At 61.5% G+C, this 18,222-nt stretch carries 18 protein-coding genes and 1 tRNA gene; 2 read left to right on the forward strand and 17 right to left on the reverse strand.

Features of this window, described 5'->3' with window-relative positions; translation table 11 throughout:
- Nucleotides 1-86 precede the first annotated feature (86 nt).
- The 9 genes from AC0IYS_RS26055 to ybiB form a co-directional block, all read right to left on the reverse strand.
- Nucleotides 87-995, reverse strand: coding sequence for a DUF6685 family protein (locus tag AC0IYS_RS26055; RefSeq protein ID WP_471707896.1), 909 nt, complete (start codon nt 993-995; stop codon nt 87-89).
- Between the two features lie 11 nt (nt 996-1,006).
- On the reverse strand, nt 1,007-2,086 hold the full coding sequence (locus tag AC0IYS_RS26060) for a tyrosine-type recombinase/integrase (protein ID WP_471707897.1): 1,080 nt from the start codon (nt 2,084-2,086) through the stop codon (nt 1,007-1,009).
- A 107-nt stretch (nt 2,087-2,193) separates the two neighbouring features.
- Nucleotides 2,194-2,272 (reverse strand) — tRNA-Ile (locus AC0IYS_RS26065).
- A gap of 103 nt (nt 2,273-2,375) precedes the next feature.
- Nucleotides 2,376-4,622, reverse strand: a complete 2,247-nt coding sequence (rpoD, locus tag AC0IYS_RS26070) for an RNA polymerase sigma factor RpoD (RefSeq protein ID WP_471707898.1) — start codon at nt 4,620-4,622, stop codon at nt 2,376-2,378.
- A 514-nt stretch (nt 4,623-5,136) separates the two neighbouring features.
- On the reverse strand, nt 5,137-6,933 hold the full coding sequence (dnaG, locus tag AC0IYS_RS26075; RefSeq protein WP_315213904.1) for a DNA primase: 1,797 nt from the start codon (nt 6,931-6,933) through the stop codon (nt 5,137-5,139).
- A gap of 121 nt (nt 6,934-7,054) precedes the next feature.
- Entirely contained in the window at nt 7,055-7,504 is a 450-nt protein-coding gene (locus tag AC0IYS_RS26080; RefSeq protein ID WP_471707899.1) for a GatB/YqeY domain-containing protein, read from the reverse strand.
- A 131-nt stretch (nt 7,505-7,635) separates the two neighbouring features.
- A complete protein-coding gene (gene rpsU / locus AC0IYS_RS26085; protein WP_008451879.1) occupies nt 7,636-7,848 on the reverse strand; it encodes a 30S ribosomal protein S21 in 213 nt (70 codons plus the stop codon).
- Nucleotides 7,849-8,053: 205 nt separating this feature from the next.
- Complete coding sequence (locus tag AC0IYS_RS26090; RefSeq protein ID WP_471707900.1) at nt 8,054-9,262, reverse strand: BaiN/RdsA family NAD(P)/FAD-dependent oxidoreductase; 1,209 nt, start codon at nt 9,260-9,262, stop codon at nt 8,054-8,056.
- Between the two features lie 67 nt (nt 9,263-9,329).
- A complete protein-coding gene (ybiB, locus tag AC0IYS_RS26095; protein ID WP_471707901.1) occupies nt 9,330-10,319 on the reverse strand; it encodes a DNA-binding protein YbiB in 990 nt (329 codons plus the stop codon).
- 112 nt (nt 10,320-10,431) lie between these two features.
- Here ybiB and AC0IYS_RS26100 point away from each other — a divergent pair, with 112 nt between their 5' ends.
- Complete coding sequence (locus tag AC0IYS_RS26100; protein WP_471707902.1) at nt 10,432-11,490, forward strand: 3-deoxy-7-phosphoheptulonate synthase; 1,059 nt, start codon at nt 10,432-10,434, stop codon at nt 11,488-11,490.
- Nucleotide 11,491: 1 nt separating this feature from the next.
- Here AC0IYS_RS26100 and AC0IYS_RS26105 read toward each other — a convergent pair whose 3' ends face one another.
- Nucleotides 11,492-11,806: a Rieske (2Fe-2S) protein gene (locus tag AC0IYS_RS26105; protein WP_471707903.1), complete on the reverse strand. Its 315-nt coding sequence runs from the start codon at nt 11,804-11,806 to the stop codon at nt 11,492-11,494.
- Between the two features lie 211 nt (nt 11,807-12,017).
- Here AC0IYS_RS26105 and tsaD point away from each other — a divergent pair, with 211 nt between their 5' ends.
- Complete coding sequence (gene tsaD, locus AC0IYS_RS26110) at nt 12,018-13,058, forward strand: tRNA (adenosine(37)-N6)-threonylcarbamoyltransferase complex transferase subunit TsaD (protein WP_471707904.1); 1,041 nt, start codon at nt 12,018-12,020, stop codon at nt 13,056-13,058.
- 5 nt (nt 13,059-13,063) lie between these two features.
- Here tsaD and AC0IYS_RS26115 read toward each other — a convergent pair whose 3' ends face one another.
- The 7 genes from AC0IYS_RS26115 to AC0IYS_RS26145 all read right to left on the reverse strand — a co-directional run bounded on the left by AC0IYS_RS26115 (nt 13,064) and on the right by AC0IYS_RS26145 (nt 18,194).
- Nucleotides 13,064-13,246 carry a hypothetical protein gene (locus tag AC0IYS_RS26115; protein WP_471707905.1) on the reverse strand — a complete coding sequence of 61 codons (183 nt, stop codon included), beginning with the start codon at nt 13,244-13,246 and terminating at the stop codon, nt 13,064-13,066.
- Nucleotides 13,247-13,505: 259 nt separating this feature from the next.
- Nucleotides 13,506-14,741: a metal-dependent hydrolase gene (locus AC0IYS_RS26120; RefSeq protein WP_471707906.1), complete on the reverse strand. Its 1,236-nt coding sequence runs from the start codon at nt 14,739-14,741 to the stop codon at nt 13,506-13,508.
- A 66-nt stretch (nt 14,742-14,807) separates the two neighbouring features.
- A complete protein-coding gene (locus tag AC0IYS_RS26125) occupies nt 14,808-15,098 on the reverse strand; it encodes a DUF427 domain-containing protein (protein ID WP_471707907.1) in 291 nt (96 codons plus the stop codon).
- Between the two features lie 13 nt (nt 15,099-15,111).
- On the reverse strand, nt 15,112-16,173 hold the full coding sequence (locus tag AC0IYS_RS26130; RefSeq protein WP_471707908.1) for a sensor domain-containing diguanylate cyclase: 1,062 nt from the start codon (nt 16,171-16,173) through the stop codon (nt 15,112-15,114).
- A 110-nt stretch (nt 16,174-16,283) separates the two neighbouring features.
- Nucleotides 16,284-16,937, reverse strand: a complete 654-nt coding sequence (locus tag AC0IYS_RS26135; protein ID WP_471707909.1) for a DsbA family oxidoreductase — start codon at nt 16,935-16,937, stop codon at nt 16,284-16,286.
- Between the two features lie 79 nt (nt 16,938-17,016).
- On the reverse strand, nt 17,017-17,643 hold the full coding sequence (gene plsY / locus AC0IYS_RS26140) for a glycerol-3-phosphate 1-O-acyltransferase PlsY (RefSeq protein WP_471707910.1): 627 nt from the start codon (nt 17,641-17,643) through the stop codon (nt 17,017-17,019).
- Between the two features lie 59 nt (nt 17,644-17,702).
- Nucleotides 17,703-18,194: an aminoacyl-tRNA deacylase gene (locus tag AC0IYS_RS26145; protein ID WP_471707911.1), complete on the reverse strand. Its 492-nt coding sequence runs from the start codon at nt 18,192-18,194 to the stop codon at nt 17,703-17,705.
- Nucleotides 18,195-18,222 lie beyond the last annotated feature (28 nt).

Here is an 18,222-nt window from a genome sequence, read left to right on the forward strand (position 1 = left end):
AAAATTCATTTTGAAACGGCGACTGAGTTACTGCCAATAGTGAGCGCCCGGCTGCGAAGGCCTTGTCGTATTCGCGTGCCAGCGTTTCAGCGGTGCGACTGCAGAGACGCCAGTTCGGAAAGGTATTGCCCCAGATCAGCGACACAAGCCTGCCGCAGCAAGTCGGCCACGCGCATTGAGCGGGCCTCGTTTTTGGGCAGTAAAACCGCCTTGGCGTTTTCAAAAGGGCGCGGCAGATGATGCCACAGCCAAGTGGCACGAAAAGCCACCATGGCATCGTGGAAGCCCAGAGATATGTTGGTTTCGTCCGAGATGACGAACATCTCGAAGTCACGCCGTAACGAAGCGATGGCAACCGCGTTCAGGGAGTATGTGTATAGCTCCCCGCGCAGCGGCACCGGCGCAGGCAGACGCGCGGCGATGTACTTGGCCGCTGCAAAGTGATGCGAACCGCCGCTATTGATGAGGAAGAGGCGCCCGTCCCACAAATAGCGGCCGAAATGGTCGCTGCCCGGAGAGTGGATGATACGGATTTCCCGGTGCGCGAGATTTTTCTTCAACTTCTCGTGGGAGATCGCGTCGATCATGTCGGTAGAGTTTGTTTCGACCATCTCATCGGTGCTAACGAAGTCTCGAAGTTCAGACTTTGAGGCCGAAAAGCCATGTATCTCGGTTATGTCGCATGTCCAGTTTTCCGAGATTTCGCGCTGTCCAATCTGCTCGTACTCAGGCCGATGCAGAATGAAGCTACCGTACTCGCACTTGCCGCGCATTTTCCAGCCATGCAGTGTGCCGCGTCGATGGCTCGGATAATGGTCATATGGCGATTCACCTAGATCGTTCCAACGCACAATGCTATGCGCGTCGATGCAACGCGGCGGGGCGTCGAGCGGCACCCGGACTTCGGGGTGTTCGGAGAGGAGGCGTAAAAGGCTGACCGGCGCGCCTAAATCCTCTCGAATGCTGTCGATTATTTTCTTGAATAGGTTTGGCAAAATAGTCTCGTTCAGGTGTTCGCGTTCTTGAGGCTATCAAGCTTCGCCACTAAGTCCTCGGCCCTCAAGTGCGTATATCGTCTCAACATCTGCATTGACTTGTGCCCGCTAATGGATGCCACTTCCTGGTCGCTCAACCCAGACTCCACCAGGCGGCTCACCGCCTCGTGGCGAAGATCATGAAACTTGAAGTCGGTGACGCCCACACCCTTCTTAACGTCCGCCCATACCTTGTTGAAGTTGTACGGCCGGCGCTTTCCATCTCGACCAGGCTCACCGTAAAAGATGAGGTCCGTTCCATCCGGCCGAACCGGATTATTTAGAGCAAGGCGAAAGCTTTCGGTGGCGGCCATCGAGAGCGGAACCGTGCGAGGCAGCGTATTTTTTGTTTCAATCAAGCGAACGATGCGGCGTTCAAGTTCGACCTGGGAGAGTCGCAGCGTCGCGATCTCGGACGACCGCATACCGGTTTCGATGGCGATGCGAACGATCCAGCTCAGCATCGGATTGGAGTGTTTATCGACGGCGGCCAAGAGGCGCGACTCTTCGTCAGCACTCAGGCGACGATTGCGGCCTGGCCCCGGCGAAGGACGGCGCAAATTCAGCACCGGATTGTACGGAAGGCCAAGCCCCCATTCCTTCACCGCAACGGTGAAGAGGTGGCCAATCAAGGCCAGATCGAGCCGTACCGTGTTTGCGGCGCGGGGCTGGGCCTTGCCGTCCTTCGGTCGATCTTCGCCGGCAAGCCGTGCATCGCGGTACTGCGCGATCAATTCTGTCGTGATCGCCGCCAGCGAGTATTTCCCGAAAAACTCGACCAAAGAGACGGCTCGGTTTTTCTCGGCATTCTGCGTGAGCGGCCGCTTCGTCGGCGTCACGTCAGCCAAATAACGCTTCATCGCCGCCGCAAACGTCATCCGCTCGGAAGGTCCACGCTGTATGAACAAGCCGCGCACCATCTCGTCTTCGGTTCGGCGCGACCAGTCGTCCGCGTCTTTCTTCAGGCGAAATGTCTTGATGGTGGTAGGCCATCCGGCCTTGCGGATGAGCGCTTTCCAGGTGCCCGAGGGGGTCTTTACAATGGTAGCCATTAACTCTCCAGTACTGTCGAATTTTGCTTACTGTACCGAAATTGTACCGGACCACGCCATAGAAGCGAAAAAAGGACTTAGATTTTCACCTAAGTCCTTGATTTTATTGGTGGGCCTCCCGTGAGTCGAACACGGCACCAACGGATTATGAGTCCGCTGCTCTAACCAAGCATGAGCTAGAGGCCCAGGGTGTTGCAGATGCGCTGGGAACCGGCTAGCCCCTCTTACACGCGCTCGCTTTTAAAACGAACTCGCGAGCATAAGGGCTAGCACAGCCGCTAGTCAAGCCTTAGTTGCCTTCTAAGAAGCTTTTCAGCTTGTCGGAACGGCTAGGATGACGCAGCTTGCGCAGGGCCTTGGCTTCGATCTGACGGATGCGCTCGCGCGTGACGTCGAACTGCTTGCCGACCTCTTCCAGCGTGTGGTCGGTCGACATTTCGATACCGAAGCGCATGCGCAGCACCTTGGCTTCGCGAGGCGTCAGCGAGTCGAGCACATCTTTGACGACGCCGCGCATCGACGCGTGCAGCGCCGCGTCGGACGGCGCCAGCGTATTGTTGTCCTCGATGAAGTCGCCCAGGTGCGAGTCGTCGTCGTCGCCGATCGGCGTCTCCATCGAAATCGGTTCCTTGGCGATCTTCATGATCTTGCGGATCTTATCTTCCGGCATTTCCATCTTGATGGCCAACGTCGCCGGATCCGGCTCGGCACCGGTTTCCTGCAGAATCTGGCGGGAAATACGGTTCATCTTGTTGATGGTTTCGATCATGTGCACCGGAATACGGATAGTGCGCGCCTGGTCGGCGATCGAGCGCGTGATGGCCTGGCGGATCCACCAGGTCGCATAGGTCGAGAACTTGTAGCCGCGACGGTATTCGAACTTGTCGACCGCCTTCATCAGGCCGATATTGCCTTCCTGAATCAGGTCGAGGAATTGGAGGCCGCGATTGGTGTACTTCTTGGCGATCGAGATCACCAGACGCAAGTTGGCCTCGGTCATTTCGCGCTTGGCCTTGCGCGCCTTCATTTCACCGGCCGCCATCTGGCGGTTGATGTTGCGCAAGTCCGGCAGCGGCAGCACGACGCGCGCTTGCAGGTCGATCAGGCGCTGCTGCAGTTCCTTGATCGTCGGAATGTTGCGGCCGAGGATGGCGCTGTATGCGTGGCCGGCGTTGACTTCGCCGTCGACCCAGTCCAGATTGGTTTCATTGCCCGGGAAGACCTTGATGAAGTGGGCGCGCGGCATGCCACACTTGTTGACGGCGACGTCGAGGATTTGCTTCTCGATGTGGCGCACTTCGTCGACCTGGCCGCGCAGGGTGTCGCACAGCTTTTCGACCACCTTGGCGGTGAAGCGGATGCCCAGCAGTTCGTACGAGATCGCTTCCTGGGCTTTGATGTAAGCCTTGGAGTTGTAGCCTTCCTTCTCGAAGGCGCGGCGCATCTTGTCAAACTGGGTGGAGATGACGTCGAACTTGTCGAGCGCGGCGTTCTTCAGCGCTTCGAGCTGTTCGGCCGAGAAACCGGCGGCACCCGAGGCGCTCGCTTCTTCCTCTTCCTCTTCTTCCTCTTCTTCCTCTTCCTCTTCCTCGTCGTCCTCTTCGGCCGGCGCGGCAACGACCGGCGCAGCGGCGACCTCGTCGCTATCATCGACCAGGCCGTCGACGATCTCGTCGATCTTGATCTCGTCGGCGCGGATGCGGTCGGAGGCGGCAATGATCTCGGCGATCGTCACCGGGCAGGCCGAGATGGCCTGAATCATGTCCTTGAGGCCGTCTTCGATGCGCTTGGCGATTTCGATCTCGCCCTCGCGCGTCAGCAGCTCGACCGAGCCCATCTCGCGCATGTACATGCGGACCGGGTCGGTGGTGCGGCCGAAATCGGAGTCGACCGTCGACAGCGCCGCCTCGGCGGCGGCCTCGGCTTCGTCGTCGCTGGTGACGGTGGCCACGTTGTCCGACAGCAGCAAGGTTTCGGCGTCCGGCGCGTGCTCGTAGACGGCGATGCCCATGTCGTTGAAGGTGCCGATGATGCCCTCGATCGCTTCCGGATCGACGATGTTCTCTGGCAGGTGGTCATTGATCTCGGCGTACGTGAGGAAGCCGCGTTCCTTGCCGAACTTGATCAGGGTCTTGAGTTTCTGGCGGCGGCGTTCGAGCTCTTCCTCGGTCGCTTCGGTGTCCGACGAGAAGGCGTCCTTGAGCAACGCCTTTTCCTTGGCCTTGCGGTCCTTGGCCTTGGCCTTGTCGACGGCCTTGAGCTCGGCGCGTTCGACCGCGTTCAGCGCGGCGACTTCGTCGTTTTCTGGCTGGAATTCTTTCGGTTTGCGCCCGCGCCGGCCCGGCACTTTGACCGATGGCAGCACGTAGCCCGAGGTATCGATGGCCGCGAGCGTGGCGGCGTCCGTGGTCTGGCTGACCACGGGCGGGTTGCCGCTGGCGACGCGCGTTTCCGACTTGTCCGCGGTTTTGGCGGATTGGGCGGTCACTTTGCTCGGCTTTGCAGCCGCTTTGGATTCAGGTTTCTTGATTGGCACAGGCGCTTTCGATTACACAACGACTTGCTTATTTAGGATAAAGTTTCTTGCGGTTCAATTTTTTTGGAACCTACGTCTTCGAACTTGCCGAGCAGTTCGACAATACTACGACTTACTTACACCCGGTCAGACCGATCGACGTCCACAGAAATCCACCGCTGTCGGCAAAATTCTACTGCATCCGGACACGTGCGTGGGGGCAAGAAACCATGACTAGGTTAGACAGCAAACAGAAGGTCCGCTGATAGCGTCCCCACGGGAGGTTCGCCGACTAAACCAAAGCTGGCCCTGGCCGCCGACACTGCGTCTTTCCATGTCGATCAAGAGCCTAACTTACTGAAAACAAACACACTCTGAACAAAAAACGATGCCAAAAGATACAACACTTAGCGTTTTATTATAGCACGCCACTTTTCAATATCCAGAGGGAAGAGCCCCACTTCCCCCGCCGGAAACATGACAAAAAGATGACATCCAAAAACGCATTGCAACTCCACTCCATCGCACCGCAACATTATCGGTTCGCCAACTCCGCCTGCGCTTCGCGCAATAGTTGGTCTTGCTGCGAAGTCAGCTCCCGATAGCGCACGCCAATCTCGTCGGATGACAGGCCGGCGGCGAACAACTGACTCAATTCCTGCTTCAACGCGTCGTTTTTGACCTGGCGGATCGCTCCGCGCAGGAACGCCCGCACCGCATCAAAATCGGACTCGGACTCCTTGACCACTTCGGCGATGATGCCGTCGTACTCGTCTCCCTGCGATTTCAAATGTTGCGCGAACGCCGCAAAACTGCCGTTCGGGCCCATCGCCTGCGCCGCGCCCACCAGTTGCGCCAGCCGCTCCGCCGGCTCGGCGCCGAAGAATTCGAAGGCCTTCAACGCCGCCGCATCGATATCGAGCGACAACGGCGGATGCGCCACCAGCAGCCGTACGATCTGCAATTCCAGCCCGACCGGCACCGGACGCCCGCTGCGGGGCGGTGCCTTGCGGGCCACCGCGACCGGCTTGGCCAGCTCGAACAGCACCTCGATCTCGGACGGCGTGGTCTGCGTCAGCTGCGCCAGGCCGCGCACGATCTGCAGCCGCAACGCCGTCGGCGTCATGGATTGCAGCAAGGGCTTGGCGTCGAACTGCGCGCGCGCCCTGCCCTCCGGACTTTGCAAATCATGCTCGCCGACCACTTCCTTGATCAGGAACTGCGACAGCGGCATCGCCTCATGGATCTCCTGCTCGAACGCTTCCTTGCCATGCGCGCGGACATAGCTGTCCGGGTCGTGCTCGGTCGGCAGGAACAGGAACTTGATGGTCTTGTTGTCCGTCACGTGCGGCAGACAGGCTTCCAGCGCGCGCCGTGCGGCGCGGCGGCCGGCCTTGTCGCCGTCGAAACTGAAAATCACCATGTCGGTCTGACGCAACAATTTCTGTACATGATGGGTGGTGCAGGCCGTGCCCAAGGTCGCCACCGCTTGCGGGAACCCCATCTGCGCCAGCGCCACCACATCCATATAGCCTTCCGTCACCAGCACGTAACCCGCGTCGCGGATCGCCTGGCGCGCTTCGAACAAGCCATACAACTCGAATCCCTTTGAAAATAAAGGCGTTTCCGGAGAATTCAAGTACTTTGGTTCGCCATGGTCGAGGACCCGGCCGCCAAAGGCGATGACCTGGCCTTTGGTATTCTTAATAGGAAACATGATCCGCTCGCGGAAGCGGTCGTAGCGTTTGCGGTTGCCGCCATCCTCGTCGACCTTGTCGATGACCAGGCCGGCCTCGGCCAGCGCGACCGCCTCGTAGTCGGGGAAGATGCTTTTCAAGCCGTCCCAGCCGGCCGGCGCGTAGCCCAGGCCGAAGCGGGCGGCGATTTCGCCGGTCAGGCCGCGATTTTTCAGGTAGGCGATGGCGTCGGTGGCGCCGCGTAGCTGGGCGCGGTAAAAGTCGCACGCCTGGGTCATCGCGTCGGACAAGGCCAGGCTTTGGGCCTGCATCTGGGCGCGTTGCGCCGGCGGGATCTTGTCATCCTGCTCGGGCACCACCATGCCGACGTTCTGCGCCAGGTCCTTGACGGCGTCGACAAAGCCCATGCCGGAGTATTCGATCAGGAAGCCGATCGAGGTGCCGTGGGCGCCGCAGCCGAAGCAATGGTAAAACTGTTTGGTCGGGCTGACGGTGAAGCTGGGCGACTTTTCACTATGGAACGGGCACAGGCCCATGAAATTCGCACCGCCTTTTTTCAGCTGCACGTAGCGTCCGACAACGTCGACGATATCGACGCGGTTCAACAAATCGGAGATAAAAGATTGTGGGATCACAGGGCTGAGCGGTCGGGTAATTTTTCAGACTATACCGCCGCGCCGATCCGGTTTTGATGCGAATCAAGGCACGGCGGAGGTAAAAACAGCGCCAGGTTACAACAACCCGGCGGCATGCTGATTATGCCGGGGACAACGCCTTTTTGACCAGTGCCGACACGACGGTCATGTCGGCGCGCCCGGCCAGCTTAGGCTTGACGATGGCCATGACCTTGCCCATGTCCTGCGGACCGGCGGCGCCCGAGGCGGCCACGGCCGCAGCCACTTCGGCGGCGATTTCCTCGTCCGACAGGCCGGCGGGCATGTAGGCGGTCAGCACGACCAGCTCGGCTTTTTCGATGTCGGCCAGATCCTGGCGGTTGCCGGCTTCGAACTGGGTGATCGAATCCTTGCGCTGCTTGATCATTTTTTCCACGATGGCGACGGTCTGGTCGTCGTTGACCTCGATACGCTCGTCGACTTCCTTGCGCTTGATCTCGGCCAGGATCAGGCGGATGGTGGCCAGGCGCGACGCTTCCTTGGCGCGCATCGCGTTTTTCATGTCTTCGGTGATTTGTTCTCTCAGGCCCATGTGGATTTCCCTCGGTAAATGATGGTGTATAAATGCGAAAACCCGCTGCGGATGACCGGAGCGGGTATCTTCTAAAACTCAACCCGCGGCGCAAGCGCCATGCTGCCGGGTTGGGTCTGCGTAAAGCAGAATTAGAACAGTTTTTTCGGCAGTTGCTGGCTGCGGATGCGCTTGTAATGACGCTTCACGGCAGCTGCCAGCTTGCGCTTACGCTCAGCCGTTGGCTTTTCGTAGAACTCGCGTGCGCGCAGTTCGGTCAGCAGACCGGTTTTTTCGATGGTGCGTTTGAAGCGACGCATTGCGACTTCGAACGGCTCGTTTTCTTTAAGGCGAATAGTGGTCATGTAAAAATTCAAACCGTTTGAGGTTATAGGGAGAAAGAGACTATAGCAGCTTTTGCAGCAAAATGGAACCCCACAGGCCGCGTGGACGGCCCGTCGTGTGGTTTTCCCTGCAAAAACAATGCGGCATCAGTGACACAACCTGAGGCAATCTTTCTATAACTTCAACGATTGCACAAGCGCCGCTACAGCAGGAACGACGAGTATATCAGACGGACTGCCCCGCCGCCACACCCGATGCCCACGCCCACTGGAAATTGTAGCCGCCCAGCCAGCCGGTGACGTCCACCGCCTCGCCGATGAAGTACAGGCCCGGCACCTTGTTGACCATCATGGTCTGCTGCGACAGCTCGCGGGTATCGACGCCGCCGCGCGTCACTTCGGCCTTTTTATAGCCTTCCGAACCGTTCGGCGTCAGCGTCCACTGGTTGATCGCGGCGCCAAGCTTGCGCAGATGCGCGTCGGGCATGTCGGCCAGGCGCGCGTCCAGCGCGAAACCGTGCGCCAGCAGCAAACCTTCGGCCAGGCGCGCCGGCAGCCATTGCGACAGCACATTGCCCAGCTGCTTCTTGATCGTGCCCTTGCCTTCGATCAAGGTAGCGGCCAGGTCCAGTTCAGGGATCAGGTTGATGACGATCGGCGTGCCCGGCGTCCAGTAGCTGGAAATTTGCAGGATCGCCGGACCCGACAGGCCACGGTGCGTGAACAGCAAGTCTTCGCGGAAGCGCCCGCCGGTCGGATTGCGGCCCTTGAAGGAACCGGTCTCGACATCGACTTCCAGCGCGATGCCGGCCATTTCAACGAACGGTGCCCACGCTTGCGGGTCGAAGGTCAGCGGCACCAGCGCCGGGCGCGGCTCGACCATGCGCAGTTCGAACTGCTGGGCGATGCGGTAGCCGAAGTCGGTCGCACCGATTTTCGGGATCGACAGGCCGCCGGTGGCGATCACCACGCTATCGGCTTCGATCGTGCCGCTATCGGTCTGCAGGATAAAGCCGCCCTCGCCGCCTTGTGCGACGCTTTCGACCTTGCACGGCATCCACCAGTGGACGTCGCCGGCGGCGCATTCGTCCTTGAGCATGTCGATGATCTGTTCGGCCGAGTCGTCGCAGAACAGCTGGCCGCGATGCTTCTCGTGGTAACCGATACGGTGCTTCTTGACCAGCGCGACAAAGTCGGCGGCCGTGTAGCGCGACAAGGCGCTCTTGCAGAAGTGGGGATTCTCGGACAGGAAATTGGCCGGACCGGCATTGATGTTGGTAAAGTTGCAGCGCCCGCCGCCGGAGATGCGGATTTTCTCGGCCAGCTTGGTCGCATGGTCGACCAGCACCACGCGCTTGCCGCGCTGGGCCGCCGTCGCCGCACACATCATGCCGGCTGCGCCCGCGCCGATTACTGCCACATCAAACTTTGCCATATTGAGTTCCCATCAGATAAGGGGCGGTATTGTACGCGAGTCGCGCGGCCCGCCCCACGCTGCCGATTTACTCGATCGGCTCGCTGACCCGCTGGCGCGACTGCAAAGTGCGCGACACCAGCAGGCACTGCGCCACCTGCTCGGCGATCGACGGCGGCACCGGCACGTCGCCGCGCAGCACCGAGGCGATCCACTCGGCGGTGGCCGCCGCGCTCTTATCTTCCGGCAGCAACGGCAGCTCGCCGACCTGGGTTTGCTTGGGCACCAGGGTCGTACGCAGGCCGCCGTGGAACCAGTCGATCTGCTGCGCCTTGTTGGCGTTGGCCACGGTTTCGCCCTCGGTGCCGCGCATCAGGAAGGCGTCGCCGCGCTCGTGCAGCGCCGACGTGGTGAAATATTCTCCCAGCATTTCCAGGTATTCCGGGTGGGTATAGGACACCAGCCGCAGCGCCGGTCCGGCGAACGGCTGCATGATCTTGACCAGGGTATGGGTCGAATTGCGCACGCCCAGCCGGCGCCGCAGCGACAGCATATACGCCAGCTTCGGCGCCAGCGCGTCGATGGTGATGAAGGCGACGTGGCCCTTGGCCATCTCCTCCTCGGCCTCGGCGCGGTGCCGCACCGATGGCACGCCCAGCGCCTCGAACACCTCGGCGCTGGCGACGCGGCCGAGGTCGTGCGCGACGCCGTGCACCAGCACCGGCACGCCTTCGCGTGCCAGCAGCATGGCCAGCAGCGGCGTCAGGTTGGCCATCTTGCGGGCGCCGTTATAGCTTGGAATACACACCGGCGCGAACTGCCCGGGCGGCGCCGTCAGCGGTTCGAACGAGCCCTCGGCCGCGTCGAGGAAGCCGGCGATTTCCTCCACCGATTCGCCCTTGATGCGCATGGACAGCAAAATGCCGCCCAGCTCCAGGTCGGACACGCGTCCGTCCAGCATGGCTTGGTAGAGGTCTTGGGCGTCGTCGCGCGTCATGCTGCGGGCGCCGTTTTTGCCGCGGCCGATCTCCTTGATGAGTCGGGCGGCGAGGAAGGGTTCAGTGTTCGATATCGTCATGACGTCAAGCTTAAACGATTTTGCCGAAATGTGAAAAAACCTTACTGGCGGAACCGGTATTAGCTAATTCGGCTACACTATCTATCCCCCAGAAAAGAAATACAGTCCAATCATGATTTCCCCAGACATCGAAAATATCAACGTCACCTCGTTCGCGCCAATGCCGTCGCCCGAGGCCCTGCACGCCAAGCTGCCGCTGACCGACAGCGCGTCCGAGACCGTCATGAAGGGCCGCGAAGCCTTGCGCAACATCATCGACCGCCAGGACAAGCGGCTGTTCGTCGTCGTCGGCCCGTGCTCGATCCACGACCCGGTCGCCGGCCTGGACTACGCCCGCCGCCTGAAGGCGCTGCAGGCCGAAGTGGCCGACACCATGCTGCTGGTGATGCGGGTGTATTTCGAAAAGCCGCGCACCACGACCGGCTGGAAGGGTTATATCAACGATCCGGACATGGACGATTCGTTCCGCGTCAATGTCGGCATGGAAAAGGCGCGCCAGTTCCTGCTGGACGTCTGCGAACTGGGCCTGCCGACCGCGACCGAGGCGCTGGACCCGATCTCGCCGCAATACCTGGGCGACCTGATCGCCTGGACCGCGATCGGCGCGCGCACCACCGAATCGCAGACCCACCGCGAAATGTCGTCGGGCCTGTCGACGCCGGTCGGCTTCAAGAACGGCACCGACGGCGACATCAGCATCGCCATCAACGCCATCCTGTCGTCGGCGCATCCGCACGCGTTCCTGGGTATCAATGCGCAAGGCAATGTATCGATCGTGCGCACGCGCGGCAACGCCTACGGCCACGTGGTGCTGCGCGGCGGCGACGGCCGTCCGAACTACGATTCGGTGTCGATCGCGATCGCCGAGCAGGCGCTGGCCAAGGCAAAGTTGCCGGCCAACCTGGTGGTCGATTGCTCGCACGCCAACAGCTACAAAAAGCCGGAACTGCAACCGCTGGTGATGGGCGACGTCATCCATCAAGTGGTGCAGGGCAACCAGTCGCTGGTGGGCGTGATGATCGAATCGAACATCGTCGGCGGCAACCAGAAGATCCCGGCCGATCTGAGCCAGCTGAAATACGGATGCTCTGTGACCGACGGCTGCATCGATTGGGAAACCACCGAAAAGATGCTGCGCGACGCACATCAGCAGTTGCTGAAGCGCCCTTAAGCTAGCCGAAGGCCATCACCCTGGTGGCCACGCCGAACGAGCCGGCCAGCGCCGCCTCGGCCTTGCTGGCCGGGGCGCCCAACTCCTCCAGGTCCAGGTAGACCTTGCAATCCTCCACCTTGACGGAATAGCGCCGCGCAACGCTCTCGCGCGGCTCGACGTCGACCGTCTCAAGCACGGCGAACACGCTTTCCTCGTCGGTGCGGAACAGCGCCACGCCCGGCAATTCCTGCCAAGCCAGTCCACGCGGCACAAGGCGCGCCCCGCTCAGCGGCACATCCTTCACTTTGCAAATCAGCTTCCATTGTTCCGACATAGCGCCCTCCGGCTGTCAACTTTCAGATCCTTCTCTAAGCAAAACTGGTGCCACACGGCAAATACGTTAAATCGAGGTAAAACACTGTCCGAACGGCAAAACCGCGCACCCGGCCGGTGCGGTGCCCGCATCGAGTGGTGCAGCGGCGCAAGGTCAACGGGCGCGCTTTCCATTACAATGGCGGATTACCCTTTCACCTTGCAGCCCTTTCATGATCGTTCTCGGCGTCGAATCCTCCTGTGATGAAACCGGCCTTGCGCTGTACGACACGCAACACGGACTGCTCTCCCACGCCCTGTATTCGCAGGTGACGATGCACGAGGAATACGGCGGCGTGGTGCCGGAGCTGGCCTCGCGCGACCACATCCGCCGCGCCATTCCGCTGCTGACGCAGACCCTGGAAAGCGCCGGCAAGTCGCTGGCCGACATCGACGCCATCGCCTACACGCAAGGCCCCGGCCTGGCCGGCGCGTTGCTGGTGGGTTCGTCGGTCGCGTGCAGCCTCGGCCTGGCGCTGGACAAGCCGGTGTTGGGCGTGCACCATCTGGAAGGCCATCTGCTGTCGCCGCTGCTGGCGTCGCAGCCGCCGGAGTTTCCGTTCATCGCGCTGCTGGTGTCGGGCGGCCACACGCAACTGATGCGGGTGGACGGCGTCGGCCAGTACACCTTGCTGGGCGAAACTTTGGATGATGCCGCCGGCGAGGCGTTCGACAAATCGGCCAAGCTGCTGGGCCTGGGCTATCCGGGCGGACCGGCGATCTCCCGCCTGGCCGAGTTCGGTGATCCGACGGCCTACAAGCTGCCGCGCCCGATGCTGCACACCAAGGATTTCAATTTCAGCTTCTCCGGCCTGAAGACGGCGGTGCTGACGGTCGTGAAGAATCATGACGAGAAGGTCATCGCCAATATTTGCGAGCAGGACAAGGCCAACATCGCGCGCGGTTTCGTCGATGCGATCGTCGAGGTGCTGACGGCCAAGTGCGTGTCGGCGCTCAAGCACACGGGGTTGAAGCGATTGGTGATTGCCGGCGGGGTTGGGGCCAACTCCCAGCTGCGGGCCTCGCTGAACGAAGCCGCCGCCAAGAAGAAGTTCAAGGTGTACTACCCGGAACTGGAGTTTTGCACCGATAACGGCGCGATGATCGCCTTCGCGGGCGCGATGCGGTTGATGATCAACCCGGACGCGGCCAAACGCGATTATTCGTTCAACGTACGGCCGCGCTGGCCCTTGGACGAGATCAAGGTGGTGTGATCAGCTTAGCCTTGGGCGAAGGCCATCGAGGCCAGCACGGCCAGACCAACCAGCGGAATCAGGTATTTGCCCTTGACCTTGCTCAGGGACACGCCACGCGCGGCGATACGTTCGCTGCGCGAACGGTGCTCGTCCGCCGACGATTCATGGAACAGATTCGATTTTGCTTTGTCTTCAGTTGCGTTCATAACGTTCCTCCTTAAGATTCGATCTTCTTCCTTTCTCAATAGCAATGCAATTGTCGTGCCAAGAAGATTGGACAAAGTTTGTCCTAATCGATCTATTCTAGAGATTTTTGTCTCAAAGACACCACACGATACGGCTAGGCAAGCACTAAAAACGTGCATCCGCACCATTATTGTCGATGGGGGACCGAGAAATCGAGGGGACACGTAGGGCGGAATTACGGCGTTCCGCCTAATCCGCCTACGTGGAAAAGTGGTAATTTTAATGCTTTGGTAGAAGCAAATCCTCACGCGGATAGCCCCAACCCGGTACGCCTTGCGGACAGGCAGCCGCAGGCGCGATGTGCAACGTGGTGAAATTCCCACGCGGCGTCAAAGCAAACCGATAATCCGACAATTCGCCCTTGGTCAGGTCCAGCCACGGCGCGCGACCGAAACGCAGCCAGGCGTCGGCCTGGCAATTGCCGTTCTTCAACGCACGCAGCGCGGCGAGACTGCCGTCCTTGGTCTCGAACTGCATCACCGACGACGACAACGCCTGCGCGGACTGCGATTCCACCAGCGCCGCCGGACAGGAAAGCGGCGCCAACCAGGTCGGTGCGACGCTCGCCACTCCGCGCCGCAAGCGATAGCTACCGGCCGCCTCGTGGCTTTCCACGCTGATATAACTCCAGCACAAAGGCTGCGACGGATATGCCGTCATCACCACGTCGAGCACGCGCGACGACGAATCGGCCTGATGCAGCGCCGAGACGATCAACCGCCGCCCCAGCTGCGAAGCGGCGCCCTGCACCGCGATAAAGCCGATACCGACGCCCAGCGCCAGCAGCAGCCCGGCCCTGCCGTTGGCGCCGGCCCGCCACTGGGCCGCGCCGCACGCCAGTGCGATCAGCAGCAACGCGGCCACCGACGGCCAGCCCAGATATTCCCTCGACGCGAAGAACACCAGCGCCGCGAACAAGCCGGCAAACCCCAGCCAGCGCGCCAAGCGCCAGCGCATGATCAGCGCCATCGGCGTGCCGATCGCCACCCAGAACAGCGGTTCGACGATGAACACCATGTCGCCGAAGAACCAGCGGCCGCTGAACGGATACCACGGATGCACGCCGTACGAGTTGGTGTAGTCCATCAACAGATGCAGCGCGAAGCCTGTCGTGATGCTTGCCGCCAGGCCCCAGCGCGCCGTGCGGCTGGACTGGAGCAGCGCCCGCGCCGACGGCCAGCACAGCCACAGCAGCGCCGCCAGCAGCAAGGCCTGCGGCAACGCCAGCAAGACGGTATGCGTATGGCCGCGATGGTGCAGCAGATAGCCCAGCGGGTCGGGCAGCAGCCGGGTCAGGAACAGGTCCAGGTCGGGAAAATTGCTGGCCAGCGCGCACGAGACCAGCAACAAGCGGTGCCGCACGCGCTGCGAGCTGTCATCCGCTTCGCGCGGCAAGCTGCGGTGCACCAGTTCTCCAACGCCAAAACCGATGATGCTGTGGGTAAAATTATCCATTTGCTAGACGCGCTCGGACCGAACAGTCAACCCCGGCAAATACCGTACTGCCAATAACACCGTCATCTAGCGCTGCACGTCCACGCCGCGCCAGAACGCGATGTGGTCCTTGATTTGCGCCGCCTTGTCCAACGGCTGCGAGTAATACCAGGCGGCGTTTTCGTTGTCCTTGCCGTCGACGCTGACGGTGTAATAGCTGGCCGTCCCTTTCCACGGGCAGCGGCTGCTGTGGTCGCTCGGCTTCAGGTATTCGGACTTGACCGCCGATGGCGGGAAGTAGACGTTGTTCTCGACGATTTCGACTTCGTCGTCGCTCGCTTGCGCGATGACGGCGCCGTTCCAGGTGGCAGTGGGCATCAGGTAATTCCTTTCAGTGTCGTTCAAGGACCGCGCCCTCGACGCGGTTGCGTCCGGCATGCTTGGCGCGGTAGAGGGCGGCGTCGGCCTGGCGCAGCAGGCTCTCGGCGTCGGCGATTTCCATGTGGTCGAACGCGCCGACGCCGAAGCTGGCCGTGACCGGCAGCGGCCGCGCGCCCGCGTAATGCAGCTGCGCCTCGATCTTGCCGCGCAAGGTCTCGGCGAACTTGAGCGCCCCGTCCAGCGGCGTGTTGGGCAGGATCACGCACAATTCCTCGCCGCCGTAGCGGCCGGCGATGTCGATCACGCGCACGCTTTCGCGCAACAGGCGGCCGACGCCGGCCAGCACCTGGTCGCCAACCGAATGGCCGTGTTCGTCGTTGATGCGCTTGAAGTGGTCCAGGTCGATCATCACCGCCGACAACGGCGAGCGGAAGCGCTTGGCGCGCGCCGCCTCGAAGCGCAGCCGCTGCAGCAGCGAGCGGCGGTTGTGCAGGCCGGTCAGCTCGTCGGTGGTGGCCAGCAGCTCGAGCTCGCGCACGGCGTCGGCCAGGGTGCGTTCGCTGGCGCGCAATTCGATCAGCGCCATCACCTGGCGTCCCAGCCGCGACAGGATCGAGCGCTGCTCCTCGTCCAGGCCGCCCGGCTTGGTATCCATCACGCACAAGGTGCCGATGGCGAAACCGTCCGACGACGTCAGCGCCACGCTGCTGTACATGCGCATATGCGGCGCGTTGACGGTCAGGGCCATCCGCGCGGTGCGGTAGTCCTCGGTCAGGTCGGGAATCTCGGTGGCGGCCTCGCCCAATACCGCCAGCGAGCAGTAGCTCTCGCCGCGCGGCAGCTCGCCCATGTGCATGCCCGCGCAGGATTTGATCCACACCCGGTCGGCGTCGACCAGCGACACGAATGCGTAGGGAACGTTGCAAATGCGCGCCGCCAGCTCGGTGAGGAAGCTGAAGTCTTCGCAGGCGGGGGTATCGAGGATGTCGTAGCGGTGCAGCGCGGCCAGACGGAACTGGTCGGCTGGCGGGCGGGAGGTGGTCAGCGTGTGTACGTTGTCTGCGGCCAACATGGGGTCCCCGGGGTAGCGACGCGATTTTATTATAAGTGGATGCTGCCAGTTAATTTTATAACAAAACCAGGAGTCGCGGACATCCGCCCCGGCGCTGACCCGCAAATTATTTAGGGTTGCGCCATGATCTCGCGCAGCGCCTTTTCAAACACGGCGGCCGGCTGGCCGCCCGAGATCAAATGGCGTTCGTTGATGATCACGGCCGGCACCGAGTTGATGCCATGGCGCTGGAAGAACTGCTCGCGCTCGCGCACGTCGGCGGCATAACGGCCCGATTGCAGCACCTCGGCGGCCACGGCCGTGTCCAGCCCCACCTCGCCGGCCACGCGCAGCAGCACCTCGTGGGAGCTGGGGTCGTCGCCCAGCGTGAAGTAGGCGGCGAACAGCGCCTCCTTCAGCGCGCGCTGCTTGCCCTCGCCTTCGGTCTCGGCCCAATGCAGCAGGCGGTGGGCGTCGAAGGTATTGTAGATGCGGCTGCGTTTGTGCATGGCAAAATCGAAGCCCACCTCGGCGCCGCGCGCGCGGATCATACTGCGCGCCTGGTCCTGCTGTTCTGGCGTCGAGCCGTACTTCTCGGTCAGGTGTTCGTCGATGTTCTGGCCTTCGGGGGCCATCTGGGGATTGAGTTCGAACGGCTGGAAATGCAGGCTGACGTCCGCCTCGCCACCGATATTGTCCAGCGCTTGTTCCAGCGACTTGAGGCCGATCGCGCACCAGGGACAGGAAACGTCGGAGACGAAATCGATTTTGACAGGAGTGCTCATGCGGGGGCCTTTGCTGAAAGTGATAAGTCAGCATATAGCGGCGCTCGTCTCAAATTCAAGCGCCGTTCCCTCGAAGACTTTATTTTTTGGCTTTGGCGGCGTCTTTGCTCTTGCTGCCGATGCGGCTTTCCTTGCCCGCGATCAAGTTCGAGATATTCTTACGATGACGGAAAATCAACAACACGCACATGATGAACACGGCGGCCAGCTGCGGATCGAAGCCGAACAGCAAGCCGTAGTAGAACGGCGCGAACAGCGCCGCGATCAGCGCCGCCAGCGACGAGTAACGGAACGCGAACGCCACCGCCAGCCACGTCACAAAGGTCGCCAGGCCCAGCCAGGGGTTCAGGCCAAGCAGCACGCCCAGCGCGGTCGCCACGCCCTTGCCGCCGACAAAGCGGAAGAACACCGGCCACAGGTGGCCCAGGAACACCGCGAGCGCCACCAGCGCGATGGTGGCGTCGCCGATCTGTAACTGTTGCTCAAAACGCATCGCCAGCCACACCGCCAGCCAGCCCTTGGCGCCGTCGCCGATCAAGGTCACGATGGCCGCCGCCTTGTTACCGCTGCGCAAAACATTGGTGGCGCCGGGGTTTTTGGAACCGTAGGTGCGGGGATCGGCGATGCCGAACAACTTGCTCGTGATCACGGCAAACGAGATCGAGCCGAGCAGATAAGCGGCCACGGTCATCCAAACTGTATTCATTGTTTCCTCAAAAAATGTGACATCCCCACGGGGGACCCAAGAATATACACTGCCAGCGCTCAGTCGGCCAGAGCGCAGTGGACCGGCTTGGCCCCCAGTAGGTCGACCAGCACTTGCGGCGCGATGCCGACCAGATATCCCTTCCTGCCGCCATTGATATAAATGGTTTCCAGCGCAAGGATGCTATCCTCGACGTACACCGGCAGCGCCTTGCGGGTGCCGAACGGCGAGGTGCCGCCGATCTGGTAGCCGCTGTGGCGCGTGGCCACGTCCGGTTTGCAGGGCTCGACCGACTTGCAGCCGATGCCGCGCGCCAGGTTCTTGGTCGACACCTTGCAGTCGCCGTGCATCAGCACGATCAACGGTTTGGCGGTCTCGTCCTGCATCACCAGGGTCTTGACGACGTGGTGTTCGTCCACGCCCAGCTCGCGCGAGGACACGCTGGTGCCGCCGTGCTCCTCGTAGTTGTAGGGATGCTCGGTGAAAATGACCTTGTGCTTGCGCAGAAACTGCGTCGCCGGGGTCTCGGAGATGTGCTCTTTTTTGGCCATGCGTGATACGCTGTTCGTGAAGGTTGTC

Source organism: Duganella sp. AC237, assembly GCF_979254035.1.